At 69.9% G+C, this 20,226-nt stretch carries 18 protein-coding genes; 10 read left to right on the forward strand and 8 right to left on the reverse strand.

The features are described 5' to 3' along the window. Positions 1-4 precede the first annotated feature (4 nt). From OG607_RS41910 to OG607_RS41940, 7 genes are all read right to left on the reverse strand, one after another. Complete coding sequence (locus OG607_RS41910; RefSeq protein WP_405735061.1) at positions 5-1,390, reverse strand: phosphotransferase; 1,386 nt, start codon at positions 1,388-1,390, stop codon at positions 5-7. Then, positions 1,387-2,256: a class I SAM-dependent methyltransferase gene (locus OG607_RS41915; protein ID WP_405735064.1), complete on the reverse strand. Its 870-nt coding sequence runs from the start codon at positions 2,254-2,256 to the stop codon at positions 1,387-1,389. The genes OG607_RS41910 and OG607_RS41915 overlap by 4 nt, the downstream gene beginning before the upstream one ends. Further along, positions 2,253-3,476: a protein-L-isoaspartate O-methyltransferase family protein gene (locus tag OG607_RS41920; protein ID WP_405735066.1), complete on the reverse strand. Its 1,224-nt coding sequence runs from the start codon at positions 3,474-3,476 to the stop codon at positions 2,253-2,255. The genes OG607_RS41915 and OG607_RS41920 overlap by 4 nt, the downstream gene beginning before the upstream one ends. Positions 3,477-3,558: 82 nt before the next feature. Then, on the reverse strand, positions 3,559-5,007 hold the full coding sequence (locus tag OG607_RS41925; protein WP_405735067.1) for an NUDIX domain-containing protein: 1,449 nt from the start codon (positions 5,005-5,007) through the stop codon (positions 3,559-3,561). A 681-nt stretch (positions 5,008-5,688) separates the two neighbouring features. Then, positions 5,689-6,816, reverse strand: coding sequence for a hypothetical protein (locus OG607_RS41930; RefSeq protein ID WP_405735070.1), 1,128 nt, complete (start codon positions 6,814-6,816; stop codon positions 5,689-5,691). 82 nt (positions 6,817-6,898) lie between these two features. Next, a complete protein-coding gene (locus OG607_RS41935; protein ID WP_405735073.1) occupies positions 6,899-7,741 on the reverse strand; it encodes a TauD/TfdA dioxygenase family protein in 843 nt (280 codons plus the stop codon). A 34-nt stretch (positions 7,742-7,775) separates the two neighbouring features. Then, on the reverse strand, positions 7,776-8,654 hold the full coding sequence (locus OG607_RS41940; protein ID WP_405735076.1) for an amino acid--tRNA ligase-related protein: 879 nt from the start codon (positions 8,652-8,654) through the stop codon (positions 7,776-7,778). A 507-nt stretch (positions 8,655-9,161) separates the two neighbouring features. Between OG607_RS41940 and OG607_RS41945 the strand changes: the two genes are divergently transcribed. The 10 genes from OG607_RS41945 to OG607_RS41990 all read left to right on the forward strand — a co-directional run bounded on the left by OG607_RS41945 (position 9,162) and on the right by OG607_RS41990 (position 18,607). Beyond that, a complete protein-coding gene (locus OG607_RS41945; protein WP_405735079.1) occupies positions 9,162-9,404 on the forward strand; it encodes a hypothetical protein in 243 nt (80 codons plus the stop codon). Between the two features lie 135 nt (positions 9,405-9,539). Beyond that, complete coding sequence (locus OG607_RS41950; protein WP_405735082.1) at positions 9,540-10,586, forward strand: fatty acid desaturase family protein; 1,047 nt, start codon at positions 9,540-9,542, stop codon at positions 10,584-10,586. 109 nt (positions 10,587-10,695) lie between these two features. Then, the gene (locus OG607_RS41955; RefSeq protein WP_405735085.1) at positions 10,696-11,841 is read left to right on the forward strand and encodes an inosamine-phosphate amidinotransferase 1; all 1,146 of its coding nucleotides are present in this window, start codon (positions 10,696-10,698) and stop codon (positions 11,839-11,841) included. Between the two features lie 80 nt (positions 11,842-11,921). Further along, the gene (locus tag OG607_RS41960; protein ID WP_405735087.1) at positions 11,922-13,223 is read left to right on the forward strand and encodes a hypothetical protein; all 1,302 of its coding nucleotides are present in this window, start codon (positions 11,922-11,924) and stop codon (positions 13,221-13,223) included. After that, positions 13,220-14,050 carry a DUF3865 domain-containing protein gene (locus OG607_RS41965; RefSeq protein WP_405735090.1) on the forward strand — a complete coding sequence of 277 codons (831 nt, stop codon included), beginning with the start codon at positions 13,220-13,222 and terminating at the stop codon, positions 14,048-14,050. Before OG607_RS41960 ends, OG607_RS41965 begins: the two co-directional genes overlap by 4 nt. Continuing rightward, positions 14,050-14,478, forward strand: coding sequence for a GFA family protein (locus tag OG607_RS41970; protein WP_405735092.1), 429 nt, complete (start codon positions 14,050-14,052; stop codon positions 14,476-14,478). The genes OG607_RS41965 and OG607_RS41970 overlap by 1 nt, the downstream gene beginning before the upstream one ends. A gap of 130 nt (positions 14,479-14,608) precedes the next feature. Further along, positions 14,609-15,475, forward strand: coding sequence for a dimethylarginine dimethylaminohydrolase family protein (locus OG607_RS41975; protein WP_405735094.1), 867 nt, complete (start codon positions 14,609-14,611; stop codon positions 15,473-15,475). Positions 15,476-15,583: 108 nt separating this feature from the next. Beyond that, positions 15,584-16,858 (forward strand): cation:proton antiporter, encoded by a 1,275-nt coding sequence (locus tag OG607_RS41980; RefSeq protein WP_405735096.1) that lies wholly within the window; start codon positions 15,584-15,586, stop codon positions 16,856-16,858. Further along, positions 16,855-17,433 carry a nitroreductase gene (locus OG607_RS41985; protein ID WP_405735098.1) on the forward strand — a complete coding sequence of 193 codons (579 nt, stop codon included), beginning with the start codon at positions 16,855-16,857 and terminating at the stop codon, positions 17,431-17,433. Before OG607_RS41980 ends, OG607_RS41985 begins: the two co-directional genes overlap by 4 nt. A 49-nt stretch (positions 17,434-17,482) precedes the next feature. After that, positions 17,483-18,607, forward strand: a complete 1,125-nt coding sequence (locus OG607_RS41990; RefSeq protein WP_405735100.1) for a class I SAM-dependent methyltransferase — start codon at positions 17,483-17,485, stop codon at positions 18,605-18,607. Positions 18,608-18,779: 172 nt separating this feature from the next. Here OG607_RS41990 and OG607_RS41995 read toward each other — a convergent pair whose 3' ends face one another. Continuing rightward, the gene (locus OG607_RS41995; protein WP_405735102.1) at positions 18,780-20,108 is read right to left on the reverse strand and encodes a transcriptional regulator; all 1,329 of its coding nucleotides are present in this window, start codon (positions 20,106-20,108) and stop codon (positions 18,780-18,782) included. Positions 20,109-20,226: the final 118 nt, after the last annotated feature.

Below are 20,226 nucleotides of genomic sequence, written 5' to 3' on the forward strand. Positions count from 1 at the left end.
GTGTTCACGGGCGGCCCGTGGCGCGCAGACGGGCCAGGGTGCGGCGGCCACGCTCGACAAGCTCCATGTCGCCGTGGCCGTGGGCGCCGTACTGAATGCCGGATACGGCATCAAGCGCCGCAAGAACGCCCAGATGCTCCTCTTCGGCCGGGGTGAAGGGGCGGCCGTAGCCGTCCATCACTGCTTCGAAGAGGTCCGGACGCCCGCCCCACGCGTCCGCAAGGCGCACGAAGTCCCGTACGGCCGGGCCTTCCTCGCTCCGCTCGAAATCGATCACGTACAAGGTGTCGGTCACCTCGTCCCAACGCAGGTTCCGGAGCTGGAAGTCGCCATGCGTGGGCACCGTCTCCAGAGCGGGCAGGCCGGCGGCCTTCGCCGCCATGGCACGGACGAACTCCTCATCCCCGGGCGCGAGATGGGCGCGGGCCCCGGCCAGGTGCCGCTCCAATTTCCCGAGAGGCAGCGTGCCGGTGGCCGGTCGGGCCGGGGCACTGCGGTGGATGGCCGCCGCGAGCTGCCCGATGCGGTAGAAGATCCGCCGCTGCTCCTGGGGCGGGTGGACGGCGCCATGCAGGGACCGGCCTCCCACCGCGGTGATGACGACGGCCCGCAACGCCGGGTCGGCGGCCACCAGCCGCGGCGCGGCCGCGCCCAGATGCGGGACCCAGCCGCGCAATGCCCCCACCTCGCGCTGGTGGAATCGGTCGCTCTGGTGGACTTTGACGAACCAGATCCCGCCCTCGGCGCCGTGCGCCCGCCACACCCGGCTGCCCTCCCGTGCCCAGGAGACGTCCGTCCAGTCGATGATCCGGCCGACCGCCCGCTCGGCGAAGTCCCGCACCGTAGCCTCGGGACTCCCGCCCCCCGGGCCGGTGTCGGGAACCAGGCGCAGCCGGTCGAGGTCCGGGGTGTAGGCGATCGGATCGCCGGGCTCCTGGAAGTGAACGGCCATCCGGGCCCCGGCCCGGTAGGCATCCAGCCCGGCCCGGCAGTACGCGACCATCGGCTCCGGCAGGGCGCCGAGCCGAAACCAGTCCATGCCGTCGCACACGTCCGGCTCCATGACGCGCGGGGTGCCGTGCCAGCGTCGGACCTCGAGGAAGAACCCGACGCGCGCGCCGCCGCCGGGGGAGCGGTGGTGCACGGTGGTGGCCGCGCGGACATCAGCGGGGTCGACGAGGACGCCGGTCTCCTCCAGGGTCTCCCTCACCAGCGCGGTGACAACGTCCTCCGCCGGGCCGTCAAGATGGCCGCTGGGCAGATGCCACAGCTGGGCGGCGTAGACCGCGCTGGCCCGCCGGGACAGCAGGACCTCCGGCCCGTCGCGGGTGTCCTTGCGCAGGATCAGGTGGACGTCCAGCGGCTCGGTGTGCCGCTGCGCTCTGATCATGACGCACCACCGGGGCGCCGGGCGAGCAGGACCGTGAACACAGTGTTCTCCACCAGGGATCCGTTGGAAGCGTGAGCGTGGAGCAGCGCGCGGGCGTCGGCTTCGAACGCGGCGTGACGCTCCCCGAAAAGCGTCGGGCCCGCGAAGGACGTGGTGCGCAGATAGCCGAGTACCTCCGCGGGCGTCCAGGTGCGGGCGATGGGGATGCGGTGCTCGGTGAGGTCGGTCCATGCCGACGCGGCGAGGTCTTCCTCGAACGAGCGGCTGGGCTCGGCGTAGACACCGCGGGCGCCCGCCCGGCGGCCGGGGCCCAGGTAGCGCTGGATCAGCTCGCGCAGAGCCAGGGTCCAGTCGCAGTCGTGCGTCCACAGGCTCCCGTCGCCCATGATCGCCACTGTGGCATCGGGTGCGGCGACCCGATCCGCCATCGCCAACACCGCCGGCCCGTCCATCCAGTGGTACGCCCGGCAGCAGGTGACCAAGTCCGGTGCCCGCTGCGCTTCTCCGGGCAGCGGTGCCAGGGGCGCGTACGTGTCGGCCGTGGCATGGACGAGGCGGAGCGTGCAGCGGCCGAGCACCGGCGCGAGCGAGTCCCGGGCCTGGTCCAGCATCCGCCGGCTGACGTCGACCGCCTCGATGTGCGCCAAGCCGGGAACGGCGGCCAGGAGCGCGCGAGGAACCTGCCCCGTGCCGGTGCCCAGGTCCAGCAGCACCGGCGCCGGCCGCCCGCGCAGGGCGCCGGCCAGCAGGCGGGCCGCCGCGTCCGGCACCCCTGGCCGGTAGCGGGCGTAGCCGGCGGCCGCTGCCGCGAACAGCGCCTCCTCCTCCGGCGGGAGGCTCGGAAAGGGCCCATGGGGATAGGTCACGATGCTGCTTCCTCATCAGTCGGGCGAGGTGCTGACAGTTGCCAGGACAGGCGGCCGCAGGCCGACACGGCCCGCTGCGCGCCGTCCGGCCCGAAGGACAGCCGGTAGCGGTCGGGGCAACCGGCCGCCCGCCACAGGGCAGTGAGGTCCTGGATCTCTTTCCAGATGTCGCGCGGCCCGTTCGTGATGACGTCCCAGCGCCGGTGCCCCACCGGCTCCACGCGCAGCCACGATCCACAGCCGGGCGCGCCAACCGCGAGGTGCTCGGTGCTGAAGTCCCGCACCAGCCCTCCGCCCAGGAGATGGTCGACTGCCAGCCACAAGCCCCGGTCGGTCACGGCGGGCGGGGCCAGCATGCTGCGCTGCCTCCATGTGCCCGGATCGGTGGCGATGAGGTTCCGGAACTCCTCGGTGAGGAAGATCCGCTGCATGCCGTGCCCGGCGCGGTGGGCGGACTCCACGGCCCGCAGTTCAGCCCGGAGCTTCCCGTCAGCAGCGCGCTCGACGACGGCGAGGGCGGGCCACGACGGGGACCCGGTGGTGATGTGCATCAGCATGCGTCCCCTGGGAGCGAGCTGATCGACGAGGGCGCCCGGCACGCGCGGCACCGCGTACGACACGAAGATGCGGTCGTAGGGGCCCCGCTCAGGACAACCCTGTTCGCCTGTCCCGCACACCGCCGCCGGGCGGTACCCGAACTCGCCCAGCCGCGCCGCAGCAGCATCGGTGAGGTGACGGTCGCGCTCAAGGGTGACCACCCCGCCGTCCCCGCAGACCTGGCAGGCCACCGCAGCGGTCACTCCCGGTCCCGTGCCGACGTCCAGCACCCGCTGCCCGGGCCGGAGGTCCAGTTCCTCCAGCAGAGAGGCAGTCAGGCTCATCACCGTCGACATCGACGTCATCGACGCGCCCGACCTGGATCCGCGAGCCCGGCCGAGGAGCGGCTCCCCGTCGTGCTGGACGAGCACACTGCCCTCACCGTGGAGCAGTTCGCACAGTTCCGGGCGGTCCTGCAGCGTCGCCCAGTCCAGCAGATCCCACCGCGGCGGCTTTTCGCCGGGAGCGCTGCGCCGCACGTAGGCCTGCGGCATCAGTACCTCACGGGGCAGCGCGAGCAGGGCGTGGCGGACCGGGCCCGGATGAAGAGCGCCTTCGGCCTCCAGCCGGGTGACCATCGCGGCCCGCGCAGCAGCCGGGTCGGGCGCGATGCTCGGTTGCAAGGCCGAGGTTCTTTCGGCACATGGCGGAGCTACGGAGGCCCGGACAGGGGGAGCGGAGCCGGTGTTCAGGGAGGTCACCTGTTCACCACCCCAGTTCGGAGTACGGGTGGCCGGCGAGGATCTGCCCGATGGCCTGCCGGGTGTAGGGGACGATCGGTTCGGGCAGGGCCTCGGGCCGCCACCACTTCCATTCGAGGCACCGGTCGGGCTCCAGAACCTGGGGAGTGCCCTTCCAGGTGCGGACGCGGAACACCATCTGCATGCGGGGCTCCGCATCGGGGGTGTCGCTCAGGTGCACGGTGTGCACGTGGGCGACGTCGGCCGGGTCGATGTCCAGGCCCGCTTCCTCACTGGCCTCGCGGACCAGGCACTGCACCGCGGACTCGCGTTCCAGGTGGCCGGCGAGGAAGTGCCACTGTCCGCCGGCGTAGGCCGAGCCGGGGTGGCGCCGGCCGAGCAGGATCCGGCCTTCGGCGTCCTCCAAGTACAGGTGGACGCCGATCACGTTGCGCACCGTTTTGCCGGTGGCGGTTCGCTTGGGCGGACCCGTCTGGGCTGCGTGCCGGTGCAGCAGGTCGATCGTCGACGGGCTCAGCCGCAGCCGGTGCAGTACATCCGGCTCGAACCAGCGCAGCAGGACACCCTCGTTGAGGGTGAGGGTGTTGGGGTTGCCGTTCCAGCGGCCGGCGAAGACCTGGATCGGGACGCACAGGCCGTCGACGCCGGTGGCCTTCTCCACGGCGAACGGCGCCAAGTCGGACGGGTGCAGCCCTGGCACCTCTTCGGCGAGCTCGCGCCGGAGCGTTGCTTCCAGCGAGCTGTCGTGCGGCTCCCGGCCGCCGCCGAGCAGGGCGAAGGCTCCCGGCTCCCAGATGTGGGGGTAGTTGTCGCGTAGGTGGAGCAGGTAGCGGCCGGTGTCGTCGAAGACCACGGCCGAGGCGTTCACGGGCTGGGGCTGCCCGTCGAGCCCGTCGCCGTCGGCGGCCAGGAGCTTGGCGCGCAGCGTCGGCGATCTGACGTCGGTGAACGGGAGCCACTGGGCACCGGAGACCTCCTCGTCCTGCAGTCCGAGCCGCGGCGGCTGTTCGGCTGTGAGGTAGAACGCGAAGCGGAAGTCGAAGTGCCGGTGGCTGGTCTCGCCCTTGGCCGGATTGGCGTCGATGTCGTGGACGTCGATGTCGATCGGAGCACCGAGGAACTGCGGGGTCAGGCACAGGTCCCCGGGCCGGAGCCCTGCCTCCTCGCACACCCCCCGCAGGGCCGCAGCCAGGAGATTCCGGTCATCCGCCTCCACGTGGCCGCCCGGCGCGAGCAGCAACCCGGTGGCCTTGTGGCCGATGTGCAGCACACGACGGTAGCGGTCGATGACGACCGCGCTGCAGGTGACGTGAACGGGCAGGGTCGTGTGGCTGGATGGATCTCCGATGCCGTCCAGGACGTCCGACAGCCCGGCCAGAGCCTTCCGCTCATGCGGATGCCGGACGAGATACGCCTCGACGGTCGCGCGGACGTGGGAACGGGTGAGCGGCACGTGTTCACCTCGGGAGTCGTGGAACAGGGGCGTGGGACGGTCGATGGAGTACGTAGCCGCATGCGGAATCACCGCAACTGGGCTTCCTCCACGGACACGGGGGCGGCTCATGCGCGCGTCCCGTGCTTCTCGCCGTCCGGATCGGAGGTGACCTGGTAGGACAGCAGCTGTTGGAACAAGCCCTCTTGCTCGGCGAGCTCTCGGTAGGTGCCCTCCTGCACGATCCTGCCCTCCTGTCGGCTGATGCATCGGTGGGCTCGCTCATGCCGCCCACCCCGTATCCGGTCGCGTTGAGTTGATGGTGCCGTCAACGCAGGATGTGGTCGCGCAGAGCTGCCGTTCGAATCCAGGGGGCTGGAACGTGGGAGCAGGAGTGGGGTACATGGCATCCTCCACCTGGGCGAGTGGCACTGGTGCTCTAAAAACGCGCCGGATCTGGTCCCGTCACGGCCGGATCGAGGGGCATTTTGTGAACGCGAGTTCTAATGGCGGGGATTGGTCGGCGGGCTGGGGCGGCCGAGTCTCAAACTCGTTCGATCAGGCTGGGTCACTCCTTCGGGGGATTGCGTCGGACGTCCGACGCCGGGATGGGCATGGCTGACCGGGCCGTGGCGGCAGGCTCGCCACGCCCTCCGGGCTCCTGGGTGGGGTCGGGTTCAGTTCATGGGAGCGGGCAGCTCGTCATGCCTCCCGGACGTGGAAGGCCGTCGCCGGGAAACGTCGCCCATTGACCTGGAAGGCGACCGAGTACGCGCCCGGGGTGAGTTTCACGGTGGCGGTCGAGCGCAGCACGTGGTCCTTGGCGAGTTGCAGCTCGCGGCCCGGCTCGACAGTGCCGCGCAGAAGGAAGTACACCTTCTCCCGCGGCTTGCCGCCTTGGGTGGTTGAGGAGATCACGAACATCACGTGCACCGGCGCGGTGACGGTGGTGGTGAGGGCGGCTGAGAAGCTGAGCGTGTCGCCGTCGGACAGCTCGGTGCACTCCAGGACCAGAGGTGTCAGCTCGACCGGCGCGTCGTGCGCGTACCCGAGGAAGGCGTACGCGGCTGGCCATCCTGCCTTCAACCTGCTACGCAGAGATTCCCGGGCGATGAACGTGAAGGGCTGGTCGGCGGCGCGGCCGGACTCCTTCCAGCGATGGAGGGTGGTCAGCACCAGGTCCGGCCGATCGGCGCAGAGGTCGTGGAGGTGGTTGGCGACCGAGGTGCGGACGTAGGGGCTGGGGTCGGCGTAGAGCTGCTCGAGGACGGGCAGCGCCGCATCGACGGGCAGCGTGATCCGAGGCGCCCAGGGCAGGCGGGGACGGGTCGCCTCACTCGCCAGCCGGCGGACCCGGTGGTCCTCGTCGCGGGCCCACGCGTTCACCGCCTTCATCGTCTCGTCGGGGGAGGTGGTGAGGAAGTGCCGCGCGGCAAGTTCGGCAGTGAAGTAGCGGGTCAGGCGGGCGAGGGCGTCGAGGGCCCGGTCCAGGTGCTCGCCGGTGCGCAGGTAGCGGGCGACGTAGTCGGAGTGCGGTGAGTAGATGTGCAGCCCGAAGTCGTTCGTCACGCCGGCGGCTTCAGGGGTCGGCGGCAGCGAGCGCAGCAGCACATCGAGGGCCTCGGTGCCGGTGACTGGAAGGTGGGTGTGCAGGGCCTGGCTGGTGCGGGTGATCCGGTCCTTCAGCTCCAGCCGGGGTAGGTCGGTCATCACCTCCCGCACGAAGGCGTCGGAGTTGAACTCAGGGCACGCGCTCTGTACTTCGCGGCCGATGCGGGTGATGCGGACGGCGTTGAGGGCGGTCTCTTTCAGGGGAACCTTCACGGTCATGGGCAAACCCTAGGGCCGGCTGCAGGGGCGGCCCTCGCGTTCTCGCCGCGGGTCATCCAGCGGTGTGACGCGAGGCTGTCGGCTATCGGACGGCGGCGCGGTACAGCAGGCGGCGGTGGCAGGAGCTGTCGCACGGGGAGGCAGTGTGGAGGGTGGCGAGGTTGTCCCACACGACCAGGTCACCCTGGCTCCAGCGGTGGCTGTAGACGTACGGCTTGCTGGTCGTGTGCTGCAGCAGGTCGTCGAGCCGGACGCGGCTGTCTTCCTCGGCCAGGCCAGTGATGCCGCGGATCACCATGGAGCCGAGCAGCAGCGAGCGGGCGCCGGTGACCGGATGTGTCAGGACGAGCGGGTGCTCCACGTCCGGGTGGGCGGCGAGACTGCCGATCGCGGCCGACGACTGGCCGCCGCTGGCCTGGCTCTGCAGTACGCCGAGTTGCTCGATGGAGTGCACCGCGCTCAGCCCGTTGACCCGCTGCTTCACTGCCTCGGGAAGGTCGGCGTAGGCGCGGGTCGCGTCGGCGAACCGGGTCTGTCCGCCGTGCTCGGGGGTGATGACCGAGTACAGCAACGTCGCCCGGGTCAGCTCGGGCTTGAAGCTGTTGTCAGCGTGCCACTCCTCCTCGTCGTCCCCGTCGTAGACACCGACATGCTCCCCGTCCTCGACGATGTTGCTGATTACGGTCAGGCCGGGGAAGCCGCCGACGGCATACCGGCGGTCGACGTGAGTGTCCACCGTCCCGAAGCAGGAGGCGACCGCCAGAAGATCGGCGTGGGTCAGGTGCTGCCGGGGCACGATCAGCAGCCGGTGCTGGTGCAGGGCTTGCGCCAAGTACGGCGCGAGGTCTCGGGCCTCGGTCGCGAGGCTGCAGTCGACGACGGCGCCGAAGCCGCTGCCGTTGAGCGGGCGCAGCGACAAGGACATCGCGGCTCCTTCCGGACGCTGGTGGGGACGGGGGTCAGAACCGGGGCGACTGCTGGAAGACGGTGATGTCCTTGAGGCCGGAGGCGGCCATGCACAGCCGCTCGATGCCGATGCCGAGTCCGACGCTGCCGGCCGGCACCCGCCCGGCGCCGATCGCCTTCCACGCCAGAGCCTGCTCGTCGTCGTACAGGCCCACCGCGCGGGCCCGCTCGACGAACGCGTCCCCGTCGGGCTCGTCCTCGTAGCCGTGGACGACCTCGATGCCGTCGACCACCAGCTCGAAGCGGTTGAGGACGGCAGCCGTGCCTGGGGCGAGACGGGCGCACGGCTCGTCCCCGCCGACCGGATACTCGGTCAAAAACAGCGCGGCGCCTGTGCTCTGTGTCTCCAACTCGCGCTCCACGAACTGCCCGAGCACCGCCTCGAACGGCACGTCGGCGCTCAGATTCAGGTAGGCGGACATCCGCGCGGGCAGGTCGCCGAGCGGCTCGCGGCACAGGTCGATACCGAACAGGTCACGGATGTGGCCGGCGACGGAGACCCGCTGGGGGGCGTAGCGGATGTGCGGCGCGACCAGCCGCTCAGCCAGCGCGAACAGGAACTCGAAGTCCTCGTCTGCGGCATAGAGGTCGAGCATCTGGAACTCGGGTGCGTGGAGTTCGTCCGGCTTCTCGGGCCGGAAGCACGGACCGATCTCGAAGACCCGCCGGTGGTGCTCCATGTTCACGCGCAAGGCCGGGCCGATCATCGCCCGCAGGAACCGCCCCCCGTCGAGATCGACCGGGACGCGGCGTCCCGGGCCGAGGTCGACCCTGCGCAGCGTCGGGGTGACCACCTCGACAAACGTCTCCGAGCGCAGCGTGTCACGCAGGCTGAACAGCAGGTCGGACTTCATGACGACGGGGTTGAGCACGCGTCCTCCTCAAGGTCCGTGTTTCCGACGGCAGATGGGGGGAATCTGGGTGCCAGGGCACCGAATCCGGTTCTCCTCGGCGGGGTCACAAGCTAGTCGTGGCAGCGCGCGCAGCAGAAGTCCTGCCGCATCCCGCGCAGCGCCCGGTGAGCCCGATCTGCGGCTCGTTCAGGACCAGATTTCAGAGTTTCCGCAGATCAGAGAGTGTGTGCGCGCAATGGTCGCGCAACGGCCCCGTGCAACCGGCGCAACGGCCAGAGCCGTTGCGGCTCCCTCTGGCACAGCCCTAGCGTGACTGGCCAAGCGCCCAGTGCAACCGCGTCACGCAACGCTCATCCACGGATGGAGAGGACGTGCTCCGGCGCGACCTTCTCCACCGGCGTGCGCCTGCGACCCACGGCGTGCCGAGCCGACGGTTCAGCACCTCATCCCGACTGCGGCCCGGCAGCTCCATCGCCTGATCACACGGACTCGCGGATCACCCGCGACCGAAGAGGGAGAACTCTCATGACCGCTACCGCCGGAATGACCCCGGACACCGGCCTGAAGGCCGGCATGCGCCCGGACGCCCCCGAGTTGAAGTTCGGCATGCGCCCCGACGCGGGTGTCCTGAAGCTCGGCATGCGCACCGACGCGACCGGCCTCAAGGCCGGCATGCGCCCGGACGCCCCCGCGCTGAAGCTCGGCATGCGCCCCGACGCGACCGACCTGAAGGCCGGCATGCGCCCGGACGCCCTCATCGCCGCCTGATCTGCGGCTGAATCGCCTCCCGTCGTGCTCCGGCGCGCCCGCCAACAGCGTGCTCGCCAGCCCACTGCCCGCCCGCGGGCGCGCCGGAGCGCCGCACTCCCCACCCCGTCCGCACCGCATCGACTGGAGGACCTGATGGGCAGCCCCGCCGCTGGCAGGACCCGCAACGGCACCGGAGCTTCCGGCCCCGTGCGCAAGGCCCTCGGGCAGCAGCTCATCACCGACCTGGAGAAGCTCTGCGGACGTCCGACCATCGGGCTGTGGGACGTTGCCTGGGACCTCGTCGCGATCGCCGCCGCGGCGATCGTCGGCCACACCGTCGGCTACGTCGTCGGCCCGCTACTCGCCATCTGCTACATCGGCGTCCGCCAGCGGCACCTGTCCAACCTCGCGCACGAGTGCGTGCACTCCAAGCTCATGGCCACCCGCCGCGGCAACCGGTTCATCGGCTACATCCTGACCGGCCTGCTCGGCGAGAGCTTCGAGCCGTACCGCAGCAGCCACTACGTGCACCACGCCAAGCTCGGCAGCCACGACGACCCGATGTTCCAGTCCTACCGCGCTGGCGACATCCGCGCCGCCGGCACGACGCCCAGCCGCCGTTCCTTCGTGCTGCGGGTCATCGTGCGCAACGCCGTGTGGCGCCTGCCGAAGACCGCCGCTCTGACTCTGCTCACCCGCGCGCCGGAGGAGACCTGGCGGGCGCTCGCAGCCCGGGCCGTACTGTGGGCGGCCGTCGTCACCGCGCTCTGGCCCGTGGGCGGCGTGCCATACCTCCTGCTCTACTGGCTACCCCCCCTCGTCCTAGTGCGGCCCGTCGTCACCTGGATCACCGATTTGGGCAACCACGCGGGCCTGATCGAGAACGACGACATCCTCCTGCAGACCCGGGGCTGGACCTCCCACTGGCTCACCCGGCACCTGCTCGGCGGCCACCGGGACGACATGTTCCACCCCATCCACCATTGGTGCCCGCAGATCCCCTGGCGGCGCTTGCCCGAGGCCCGCACCCTGACCTCCCGGCACCTACCGCGCTGGGACGAAGTGCCCTGGTGCTCCGGCTACTTCTTCCGCCGGCGCTCCACCCCCGACCAGCCGTGCGTGATCGAGGACATCATCACCCGCCTGAGTGCCGCCCCCAGCGCCACCCTTCCGGCGCGCGGGCACGCCCCGGCCGCCTGACCCACCCCGAACCCGCCCACTGAACCCGCACGGCACCGATCCTCCGGGGCGCACACGAGTGCGTCAGGACGGGGCGCGCCGTCGCCCGCCGCCGAGGAGGCGGCAGACCATGCCCCAGCCCATCTCTGCCCCTCCACCGGCGCTGAACAGCTTCGACGAGTTCACCCGGCTCGACGAGGTCGTCCTCGGGCGCGCCGAGCACTACACCGACCACCACACCGACCCCTCGTGGCGGCTGTTCTTCTACGACAACGTCGCCCCCGCCCTGGGCCGGCACACCACCCCTGCGGGGGAGGAACTTCTGCCGATCCCCGCGCAGCTGGTCGACGAGCTCAATGAGGACATCGCCGGCCTGGCCGACGCCCTGACCGGGTGCGGCGTCAACGTCCTGCGGCCCGCGGCCCCGGGTAAAGCCGTCGACATCCGCTCCCCGCATTGGGACGCCCGGGCCACCCCGCCCCTCAACGTCCGCGATCAGACCATCATCCTCGGCAACACCATCGTGGAGACCGCGCCCCACGTGCGCGCCCGGATCTTCGAAAACGACCTGCTCAAGCCGGTCTTCTACCGCTACTACAAGGCCGGGGCGAAGTGGCTGAGCATGCCCCGGCCCGCCCTGACCCGCGACTCCCTCGACACCACCTACTTCACCCGCCAGGGCCTCGACGTCACCCGCGCCACCGAGGGCGAGACGGCCGGCAACATCGAGGGCCTGGGCCTGGAGATGGTCTTCGACGGCGCCCAGTGCATGCGGCTGGGCCGCGACGTCCTGGTCAACGTCGCCAACCACAACCACGAACTCGCCCTGCGCTGGCTGCGGGACAACCTCCGCAACCTGCGGTTCCACCGCCTGGACGCCATGGCCGACAACCACATCGACAGCGTCCTGGTCCCGCTGCGCCCCGGCCTGATGCTGCTGCGCTCGCCGAAGTACCTGCGGTACCTGCCCGAGGCCATGCAGTCCTGGGACGTGATCTACGCCCCGGAGGCCGACGACGAGAACTTCCCGGACTACACGGACCTCGGCTTCGTCATCCCCATCGGCAGCCGGTACATGGACATCAACCTCCTCTCCGTCGACGAGAACACCGTCATCGTCAACTCCCTGTACCCGGAGCTGATCGACGTCCTGGAAAGCCGCGGCTTCACCGTCGCCCCCGTCCGCCACAGGCACCGGCGGCTGTTCGGCGGCGGCTTCCACTGCTTCACGTTGGACACCGTCCGCCATGGCGGCCCCGAGAACTACCTCACCTGACTGCCCGCCGCCCGGCCAACCGGGCCCCTCTCGCGCCACCCCGATCACGGCAGCCTGCCCGAACGTCAGGAGATTCCCCGATGCCCAGCTACGCCTGGCCGCCCGACCGCACCTTCTGGACGGGCACCTTCCCCGACCACACCACCACAAGGACCACGCCCTACCTGTTCAAGGGCATCATCCCCGCTACCGCAGCCGGCCCGGAGTACGTCCTGGCCGGGTTCGAGGCCATCCGCCGGGCCCACACCGCGGGCGCCGGCATCAAGGCGCACGCCCGCGTCTACGTCGGCGAGGACCGCCGCGACGACCTCCTGCCCACGGTGCTGACCGCGACCCCCTGGGACACCGACGGCGACGACACCTTCGTGCCGTGGATGCAGGACCTCCTCGGCACCGACCGCTTCAGTCTGGTCATCAACAACCTGGAGACCGTCAGCCCCGGCCTCGCCGCCGGCCTCGGCGCCTTCCTGGAGAGCCTCATCGACGGGTGGGGCCTGCCCCTCGGCGGTGCCGAGCAGGTCGCCTTCGCCGGCAACTACGCCGGCACCGCCTTCGGCATCCACGAGGGCTATGAGGACGCCTTCCTCATCCACCTCGGCCCCAACGCCAAGAACTTCTACTGCTGGCCCGCCGAGCAGTACGAGAAGCTCACTGGGGACAAGAAGCCGACGTACGGCGACTACCAGGCTCTGCTGGATGAGGGCGAGCACTTCCTGCTGGAACCCGGCGACGCCCTGTTCCTGCCCCGTCGGGTCTTCCACGTCGGCACCCAGAAGACGTTCTCCGTCTCGGTGGCCATGCCGCTGTACACCTACCCGTACGCGCAGATCCTGCAGGACCGCATCTTCCCGGAGGTCCTCGCCTCGCTGGCCGGCCAGGGGCCCGACGACCCGCTCAATGAGCCCTCCGAGATGGCGAATGCGGCCTCCGACCCCGGCGCCGTGGCAGAGCGTCTGGCGGGCGTCGGCCGGGAACTGCTGCTCGTCGCCGCAGACCGCGTCCCCGAGGCGGCCCGGAAGCACGCCGCCCAGCGGTGGGCCACGCTGCGCAGCAACGGCGGCTGGGAGCTGACCGAGGCAGACCTGTCCCGCCAGGAAGCCGCGACCGCCTTCGACCCCGAGCAGGTCATGCCCGGCGCCGAGATCTCGCTGATCACCCCCTACCAGGTGATCGTCGACGGCGAGCGGGTCCTGCTGCGCGGCTTCGAGACCGGCATCGACTCCGCGACGCTGGACGAGAACACCGTCTCCGCGCTCAACGCCGGCACCAGCATCACCCTGCCCGACACCGAGGAGCTCCTCACCGCCGTCCGGGCCCTCGGCGCCACCGGCGGCCTGCACCTGCACGCCCGCTCCGCCGACACGGAGGACACCGCGTCATGACCCCCGACAACAGCCTCGTCCACGCCTACCTCAAGGCCTTCCCCGAGACCCGCAGCGCCGTCCACGGCACCTTGCTCGGCAACTTCCCCACTGGCGAAGCCCTGGTGACCGCACACCTCGCCCCGATGATCGACTGGATCTACGGGAAGATCGCCGACCAGGTCGGCGCCGCCGAGCTCACCGTGGGCCAGGCCCGGATGTACATCGAGGAACTCTCGGTGTTCGCGCGCTACAACGCCCAGTTCCTCAAGGCGGCCGCTACCAACGTCGAGGGTTTCTGCCCCGAGCTCGCGCACGAGCTGCGCCGCAACCACCTGGAGGAAGGGGGCGAGCGCGGCAAGGTGCCCGCGCACTACGTGCTGTACACCAACGCCTTACTGTCCGACCTCGGGCTGCTCGTCAACGGCCACGTCCCCGCCCCCGAGACTGCCCTGCTGGTCGACCTCCACCAGTGGATGGTCGGCTCGCACATGCCCAGCCTGATCGCCGGCGCCTACTACGCCACGGAGGCCGTGGCCATCGCCGAGACCGAGATCCTTCGGGACATCACCAACCGCTACGGCGAGCTGACCATCCAGCGCAGCGGCAGCGAACTCAAGAAGCTGCACTGCTACTACGAGCTCCACCTCGACGACGAGCACGAGGCCGCCCAGGTCGGCGGCCTGAGCGTCGAGGCCGCCCACATCGAGGGCTTGGCCCGGTTCCTCAAGGAGAGTGAACTCTTCCACGTCGACCTCCCGCAGGCCCTCGACGGCTTCCTGACGATCACCGAGGGAATGACACACTGGTGGGCTCAACTTGCTCACCGCGCACGGGAGATGAACTGATGAACGCCACCCCCGACATCGTCGCCGCGGCCCGCACCGGCGGCTGCCACTGCGGGCGGATCCGGTTCACCGCGAAGGGCGAGCCGGACTACCCCCACACGTGCAGCTGCAAGGACTGCAAGAAGCGAGGCGGCTGCCCGATGATGTCGTGGGTGGCGTTCCCCCTCGACACCTTCGAGTGGACCGGCGAGGGCGGCGAGCCGACCTGGTATGACACGTTCCCGGGCGAGACCAAGCGCGGGTTCTGTCCCACCTGCGGCACCCATATCGCGGCCTTCGACTACGGCGACACCTGGATGGGCGTCAACATCCCCGCGCTCGACGAGCCCGATGGGGCCGACCTCATTCCGGTCAACCAGTCCTTCCGCGGCGACGCGGTGTCCTGGCTGGACCAGGTGCCGGACACCCAGCACAGCACCGCCGGCTAACGCCAGTGGGCACCGTCCGGGGGCCCGGCAGCCTGACCTGCCAGCTCCCGGGCCCAGTCTGGGAACCTCGCGCCGCGCCCGGCTCCACCTGGAGCCCGTCCTGCCCAGCCCAGGCCCCAGGAGACACACCGTGCTCACCCCGCACGCCACCAGCGAATACGGCACTCTTCAGCGCGTCGCGATGCGTTACGCCGGCGACTTCACCCGCGACCTCGACGGCCCCGATGTACATCCCGTCCTCGCCCGCCAGCAGACCACCAGCACCTGGACGCAGTACTCCCCGCCTACGGTCCGCAAGCAGCAGGACGCCTTCATCCACCTGCTGCGCAGCCGCGGCACCGAGGTGATTCTCCTCGATGAGGCCCCAGGCTGCTCGGTCCAGCACTACCCCCGAGACATCGCCTTCGTCATCGACCACATCCTCGTCATGGCGCGGCTCAACTCCGCTCACCGCCTACCGGAGGCCGACGCGCTCGCGCAGCTCGCCGTCGGCGCCCCCAACGTCGTCCACCTGGCCGAGGGAACCATCGAGGGCGGCGACGTCATGCTCCACTCCGGCTCGGTCCTGGTCGGCCTCAGCGAGGAGACCTCGGCGGCGGGCATCAAGGCTCTGCAGGCCGCACTGACCAGCCGCGGCATCGACCGCGAGGTCAGGCCGATCGACTTCAGCGCCCCCGGCATCGTCCACCTGGACGACCACTTCACCATCGTCGCCCCCGACACCGCGCTTATCCACCGCACGGTCTTCCCGCCCGCCCAGCTCCACTGGTTCGAGCAGCACCTCGACCTGATCGACGTCAGCAACGACGAGGCACGTGCCGTGCAGGCCAACGTCTTGGCGATCGCGTCAGGCACGGTCGTCGTCGCCGCCGGCACCGACCGCATCGCCGCCCAGCTGACCGCGCGCGGAATCGAGGTCCTCACCATCGACTACTCCGAGGTCACCCGGATCCCCGGATCCCTGCGCTGCACCACCCTGCCGCTCAACCGAAACTGACTCGCTCCCCGTACGGCCCCGGGCCGCACAGTGCCCGCACTCCTCCGCTGTCCGGCGGTTGAGCGCACCGGACCCGCAGCCATCCCGCCCTCGCACCCAGGAGCTCCCGTGTCCGACCCACTGCTGCCCCTGCTCCTTGCCGTCCCGGCCGTGGTGCTGGCCTGCCAGGCCGGCGGCCGCGCCGTTCGGCTGATCGGCCAGCCACCCGTCATCGGCGAGATCCTGGCCGGGATCCTGCTCGGCCCCTCCCTTCTCGGCTGGCTTGCCCCCGGCGTCCAGCACCACCTCCTGCCGCCCTCGGTCCTCCCGGTCACCTCGGCACTGGGTAACATCCCCCTCCTCGCATTCCTGTTCCTGATCGGCCTCGAACTCGACCTCCGCTCCTTGCGCACCACCAGACGCGCGGTCGTCGCTGTCAGCCTCGGCAGCCTCCTGCTGCCCCTGGCCCTGGGCACCGCTCTCGCCTCGGCCATGTACCCGCACCTGGCACCGCCCGGTGTGGGACGCCTGCCGTTCACCCTGTTCGTCGCCGTCGCGCTGAGCATCACCGCGTTCCCCGTCCTCGCGCGCATCCTCGCCGACCGAGGCGTGGAGACCACGCGCCTTGGCACATTCGTCATGGCCTGTGCCGCCGTGGATGACGCCCTCGCCTGGTGCCTGCTTACCGCCGTCGTCGCCCTGTGCACCGCGGGGACGGCGCTGTCCGCCCTGACCACCCTCGCCTGGGCCGCCGTCCTCATGGCCGCTCTCACCCTCCTGCGCCCGGTGCTGCTCGCGCTGCTGAAGCGCGCCGGCCGTACCTCCGACGACCTCGTGCTGGTGGTGCTGTTCGCCGGGTTGTGCCTCACCGCCTACGCCACTGACAGGATCGGCGTCCACCCGGCCTTCGGCGCCTTCTTGTTCGGAGCCGTGGCACCCCGCGGCCTGCCAGCCGTCGAGCGCAGCGCCGCCCGCATCCGCGCCGTGTTCCTGCCCGTCCTGCTCCCGCTGTACTTCGTGGACACCGGCCTGCACACCAACCTCTCCAACCTCCCGGCGGGACAGTGGGGCTGGGGAACGGCGATCCTGACGGTCGCCGTCGTCGGCAAGTGGGGCGGGGCGGCCGGCGCGGCGCGACTTACCGGCTCCGACTGGCGGTGGTCGGCCGCGGTCGGCACGCTGATGAACTGCCGAGGCCTGACCGAACTCGTCGTGCTCGGCATCGGCCGCCAGATCGGCGTCATCACGGAGCAGACGTTCACCCTCCTGGTGGTGATGGCGGTGGTCACCACCGCGGCAACCGCTCCGGTGCTGAGCCGCCTGGCGGGCCGTGACCCGAGGATGACCTCGCCAGCACCGGCAGGCGACCCGGCGCACGAGCGAACTCGGGAGGTCACCGGATGACCGCGGTCTCGGCCCCGGTCCTGGACGCGGTCCTCACGCGGCGCAGCGCCGCCCGGTTGACCACACCCGCGCCCCGGCGCGAGGAACTGGAGCACCTTGTACAGGCTGCCGCCACTGCTCCCGATCACGGGAGATTGCGGCCCTGGCGGCTGATTCCGGTGACCGGAGACGAGCGTGTCCGCCTCGGCCACGTGCTCAGCGAGGCCGCGGCAACACCGGACCAGGCCCACCGCGCCGCCGCGAAGCCGCTCCGCGCGCCGCTGCTCCTGTCGATCGTGCACTGTCCCGTGCCCGACCACCCGAAGGTGCCCGCGTGGGAACAACTGGCCGCCACCGCGGCTATGGTCGCCACGCTGTCGTTGCTGCTGGACAGCTGCGGCTGGAGCTCGATCTGGCGCACCGGCACGGCCGTCGAAGCGCCACAGGTCCGCAAGCACCTCGGAATCGGCGATGAGGAGCAGCTACTGGGCTGGCTGTACATCGGCACCCGGCCCAAGACCGACACAGTCCGGGAGCGCCTGCCTCTCGACGTCCGCACCAAGATCAGCTGGACATACGCATCCGCCGGCCTGTGAGCGTCGATGCGGCGCGGCTGGCACTTCGAAGAATATGCCGCATTGAGATATGGAGAGGTGGCAAACGCTAGTGATCGAAGAGATTGAAGTAAACGGACAAACCCTGCGGGTGCTGGTGAATTCTGAACCCGAGCAAGGAGATCGGACTGCTCTGTGGCCTAGCATCGGGGAGTATCCCATCTATGACCCGTTTCTTTACACGACAATGACGACTGACGAGGAACGCAACAAGCGGTTCCGCGCAGCACTGGCTCAGCTGGCGCCAGGCAAGCGCGTCCTGGACCTCGGGACCGGACAAGACGTTCTCTGGGCACGAGAGAGCGTGCAGGCGGGCGCCCGGCAGGTACTGGCCGTGGAGGTCATCGCGGACTCATTTCATAAGGCAGCGGCGAATCTGCATGCTTACGGTTTGCAAGACCGGGTCACTTTACTCTGCGGCGAATCAACCAAGGTAGAGTTCGCGCCCAGAGTCGACGTATGCGTAGCCGAGATAATCGGCTCACTGGCGAGCGCCGAGGGCGCTGCAGTCGTTCTGGACGACGCGAAACGCAGGCACCTAGTACCGGAGGGAGTGATTGTGCCGCACCGGGCGGTGACTCAGGCTGCGGCAGTTTGCCTCTCCGACCTATTCGCTGAGCAGCCCGTGGCGTTCTCCGCTTCATCTGTCAAGTACCTGCAGAGCATTTTCAACTGGAACGGAGCACCGTTCGACGTGCGCCTCCGGGTCGAAAACGCGCCGCCAGATGCGCTGCTCTCCGAGAGCGCAGCGATTGAGGAACTCGACTTCAACGGCAAGCTCCGGACCAGGCAACAGACAACAACGCGATTGGAGATCAAGCGGCCGGGCAGGATTGACGGTGTGCTGACCTGGCTCCAACTATGGTGCCTACCTGACGAAGAGCCACTCGATGTGCTGCGAATGACGAGTAATTGGGCTTCGATCTACTTCCCACTGTTCCAAACCCCGCTGTCGGTCACCACCGGAGACGTCCTGGAGCTGACTTTCGCTATGGCCATCGGTGACGATGGCGTTCATCCGGACTATCAACTGTCAGCCACGCTGCACACGGCAGATGGGCGGGAGTGCTGCGGCTCCTTCAACTCTCCGCACCACGGTGGTTCCTTTAGAGCGCATCCGATTTATCGGCTGCTATTTCCAACAGGCCAGCGGTAGTTTGTAAAAGCCCGGCAGCAGAGATCAAGACTCCGCGACGGAAAGTAATGTGCGACGCTCCCGGTGTACGCCTCACCGTCTCCCATGCGCACCAGTCCCTCACCGGGCCGTGCAGCCGGGAGCCCCGATCCTTCGTACTCGCCCTCTTCGAGGCCGTAGCGGTCCGGGACGCTCAGAAGTCGTGGAGCGGCTGGCCTCCTGCTAGCCGGCTTATGCGCTCTGCGAGCCTTCTGCTCATCAGATGCTGGGAGAGCTGGGACGCACGCCGGGCCACGGCCGAGTGCTCGGCTACATTCCCGCACAGCCGCGCCAGTTCGGCCTCCGTGATCAGGAGCTCAACGGTGTCACGGGTGCCGCCCGAGGAAAACGCCGACGCCTCCTTCAGCGCCTGCACCCCGTGCTCGGCGAGCCCGGCCACCGCGAACGCCCAGGCGGCCTGCCCTTCCAGCTCGCGGCGGTCGAACCACTCAAGCCAGGAAGGGCCGGCTGACGGGTGTGCACGGCTGAAGAATTCCCGGGCCCGCTTCACTGCGGCCATGACGTGGTCGGGGTGGCCGTTGAGTGCCCACGCCCGGGCCTCGGTCACGCAGGCGTACGCCCTCACCAACGGCGGCGCGCCATCGGCCGCCAGGACCGCGCTCCGGGCGTGGGCCAGAACATCGTCTCCGCCACCCTGGGTGGCGGCCAGCCGGGCCTGGTGGATATGCACGCGAGTGATGCGGGCGCGGTCGCCGATGGCCTGTGCCAGGCGCATCGCCTGGAGGTCATAGCGCTGGGCCAGGCCCGGAAGCTGATCGTCATAGGCCATCGACGCCATCGCGAGCACCGCGTCCGCCACGCTGCCGTACAACCGCCGCCCGGTCCGTGCGGAGAAGGTCCCGTTCAGCATCGGCGTGGCGTGCGTGTCCATCAAGGAGGCGAACACGCCACGGAACTTGCCTCCGCCGTGCTGGGAGTCCAGCTTCCCGTACAGCTGGGTCTGTTCGTCGAGCAGGTCGATGTCCGCTGCGGTGACCTTGTGCAGTCCACGACCGCCGATGACGGTGTCCGGTGGCATGACGAGCGCTTCGCGCGAGGCGGGCCCGAACACGCTCGCCGAGAACGCGCTCTTGACGACGCTGCGTCGCCGCATGGAGTCCAAAGCCCACAGCCTCGACAGCATCCGCACGGCATGGGCGACATCCCGGTACTCCAGCGATTGCGTCGCGACCAGTGCAGTGTCCGACGGCCAGCCCAAGCTCTCGGGTGTGACGTGGTGGTGCAGCGCCGCGGACAGGACGTGGCAGGCGGCGGCCGCGAGTTCCGCGCTGGGAATGGCGCCCTTGCACCATCGGGATACGGTGCTCGGGCTCACCGTGTAGGGCAGGCCCATCGCCTCGCACCGCTCCTTGATTCGGCGCGCGAAGCCGCTGATGGACCAATCCAGGTAGTCCAGGTGCTTGAGTAACACCTCGTTGCGGCTGTGGTGTTCTGCCTTCAGACCCGTCATCACGCCGCCCATCGCATTTGTGCCTGGAGGAGCCCTAGGTGGGAGCAGACCGGGCTGCTTCGGTTCGTGCGGCAGTTCGACGCGCGGCCCCCGCAGCGGCGAAGCATGAGGCGCGTCACTACTGGAAGGC

Source organism: Streptomyces sp. NBC_01537 (assembly GCF_045040445.1).
Taxonomy (GTDB): domain Bacteria; phylum Actinomycetota; class Actinomycetes; order Streptomycetales; family Streptomycetaceae; genus Actinacidiphila.

What these genes read in the sequence shown, in the direction of transcription:
- OG607_RS41910 (WP_405735061.1), bottom strand. Translation starts at nt 1,390, where the DNA reads ATGATCAGAGCGCAGCGGCACACCGAGCCGCTGGACGTCCACCTGATC.
- OG607_RS41930 (WP_405735070.1), bottom strand. Translation starts at nt 6,816, where the DNA reads ATGACCGTGAAGGTTCCCCTGAAAGAGACCGCCCTCAACGCCGTCCGC.
- OG607_RS41935 (WP_405735073.1), bottom strand. Translation starts at nt 7,741, where the DNA reads ATGTCCTTGTCGCTGCGCCCGCTCAACGGCAGCGGCTTCGGCGCCGTC.
- OG607_RS41945 (WP_405735079.1), top strand. Translation starts at nt 9,162, where the DNA reads ATGACCGCTACCGCCGGAATGACCCCGGACACCGGCCTGAAGGCCGGC.
- OG607_RS41950 (WP_405735082.1), top strand. Translation starts at nt 9,540, where the DNA reads ATGGGCAGCCCCGCCGCTGGCAGGACCCGCAACGGCACCGGAGCTTCC.
- OG607_RS41955 (WP_405735085.1), top strand. Translation starts at nt 10,696, where the DNA reads ATGCCCCAGCCCATCTCTGCCCCTCCACCGGCGCTGAACAGCTTCGAC.
- OG607_RS41960 (WP_405735087.1), top strand. Translation starts at nt 11,922, where the DNA reads ATGCCCAGCTACGCCTGGCCGCCCGACCGCACCTTCTGGACGGGCACC.
- OG607_RS41965 (WP_405735090.1), top strand. Translation starts at nt 13,220, where the DNA reads ATGACCCCCGACAACAGCCTCGTCCACGCCTACCTCAAGGCCTTCCCC.
- OG607_RS41970 (WP_405735092.1), top strand. Translation starts at nt 14,050, where the DNA reads ATGAACGCCACCCCCGACATCGTCGCCGCGGCCCGCACCGGCGGCTGC.
- OG607_RS41985 (WP_405735098.1), top strand. Translation starts at nt 16,855, where the DNA reads ATGACCGCGGTCTCGGCCCCGGTCCTGGACGCGGTCCTCACGCGGCGC.
- OG607_RS41990 (WP_405735100.1), top strand. Translation starts at nt 17,483, where the DNA reads ATGGAGAGGTGGCAAACGCTAGTGATCGAAGAGATTGAAGTAAACGGA.
- OG607_RS41995 (WP_405735102.1), bottom strand. Translation starts at nt 20,108, where the DNA reads ATGGGCGGCGTGATGACGGGTCTGAAGGCAGAACACCACAGCCGCAAC.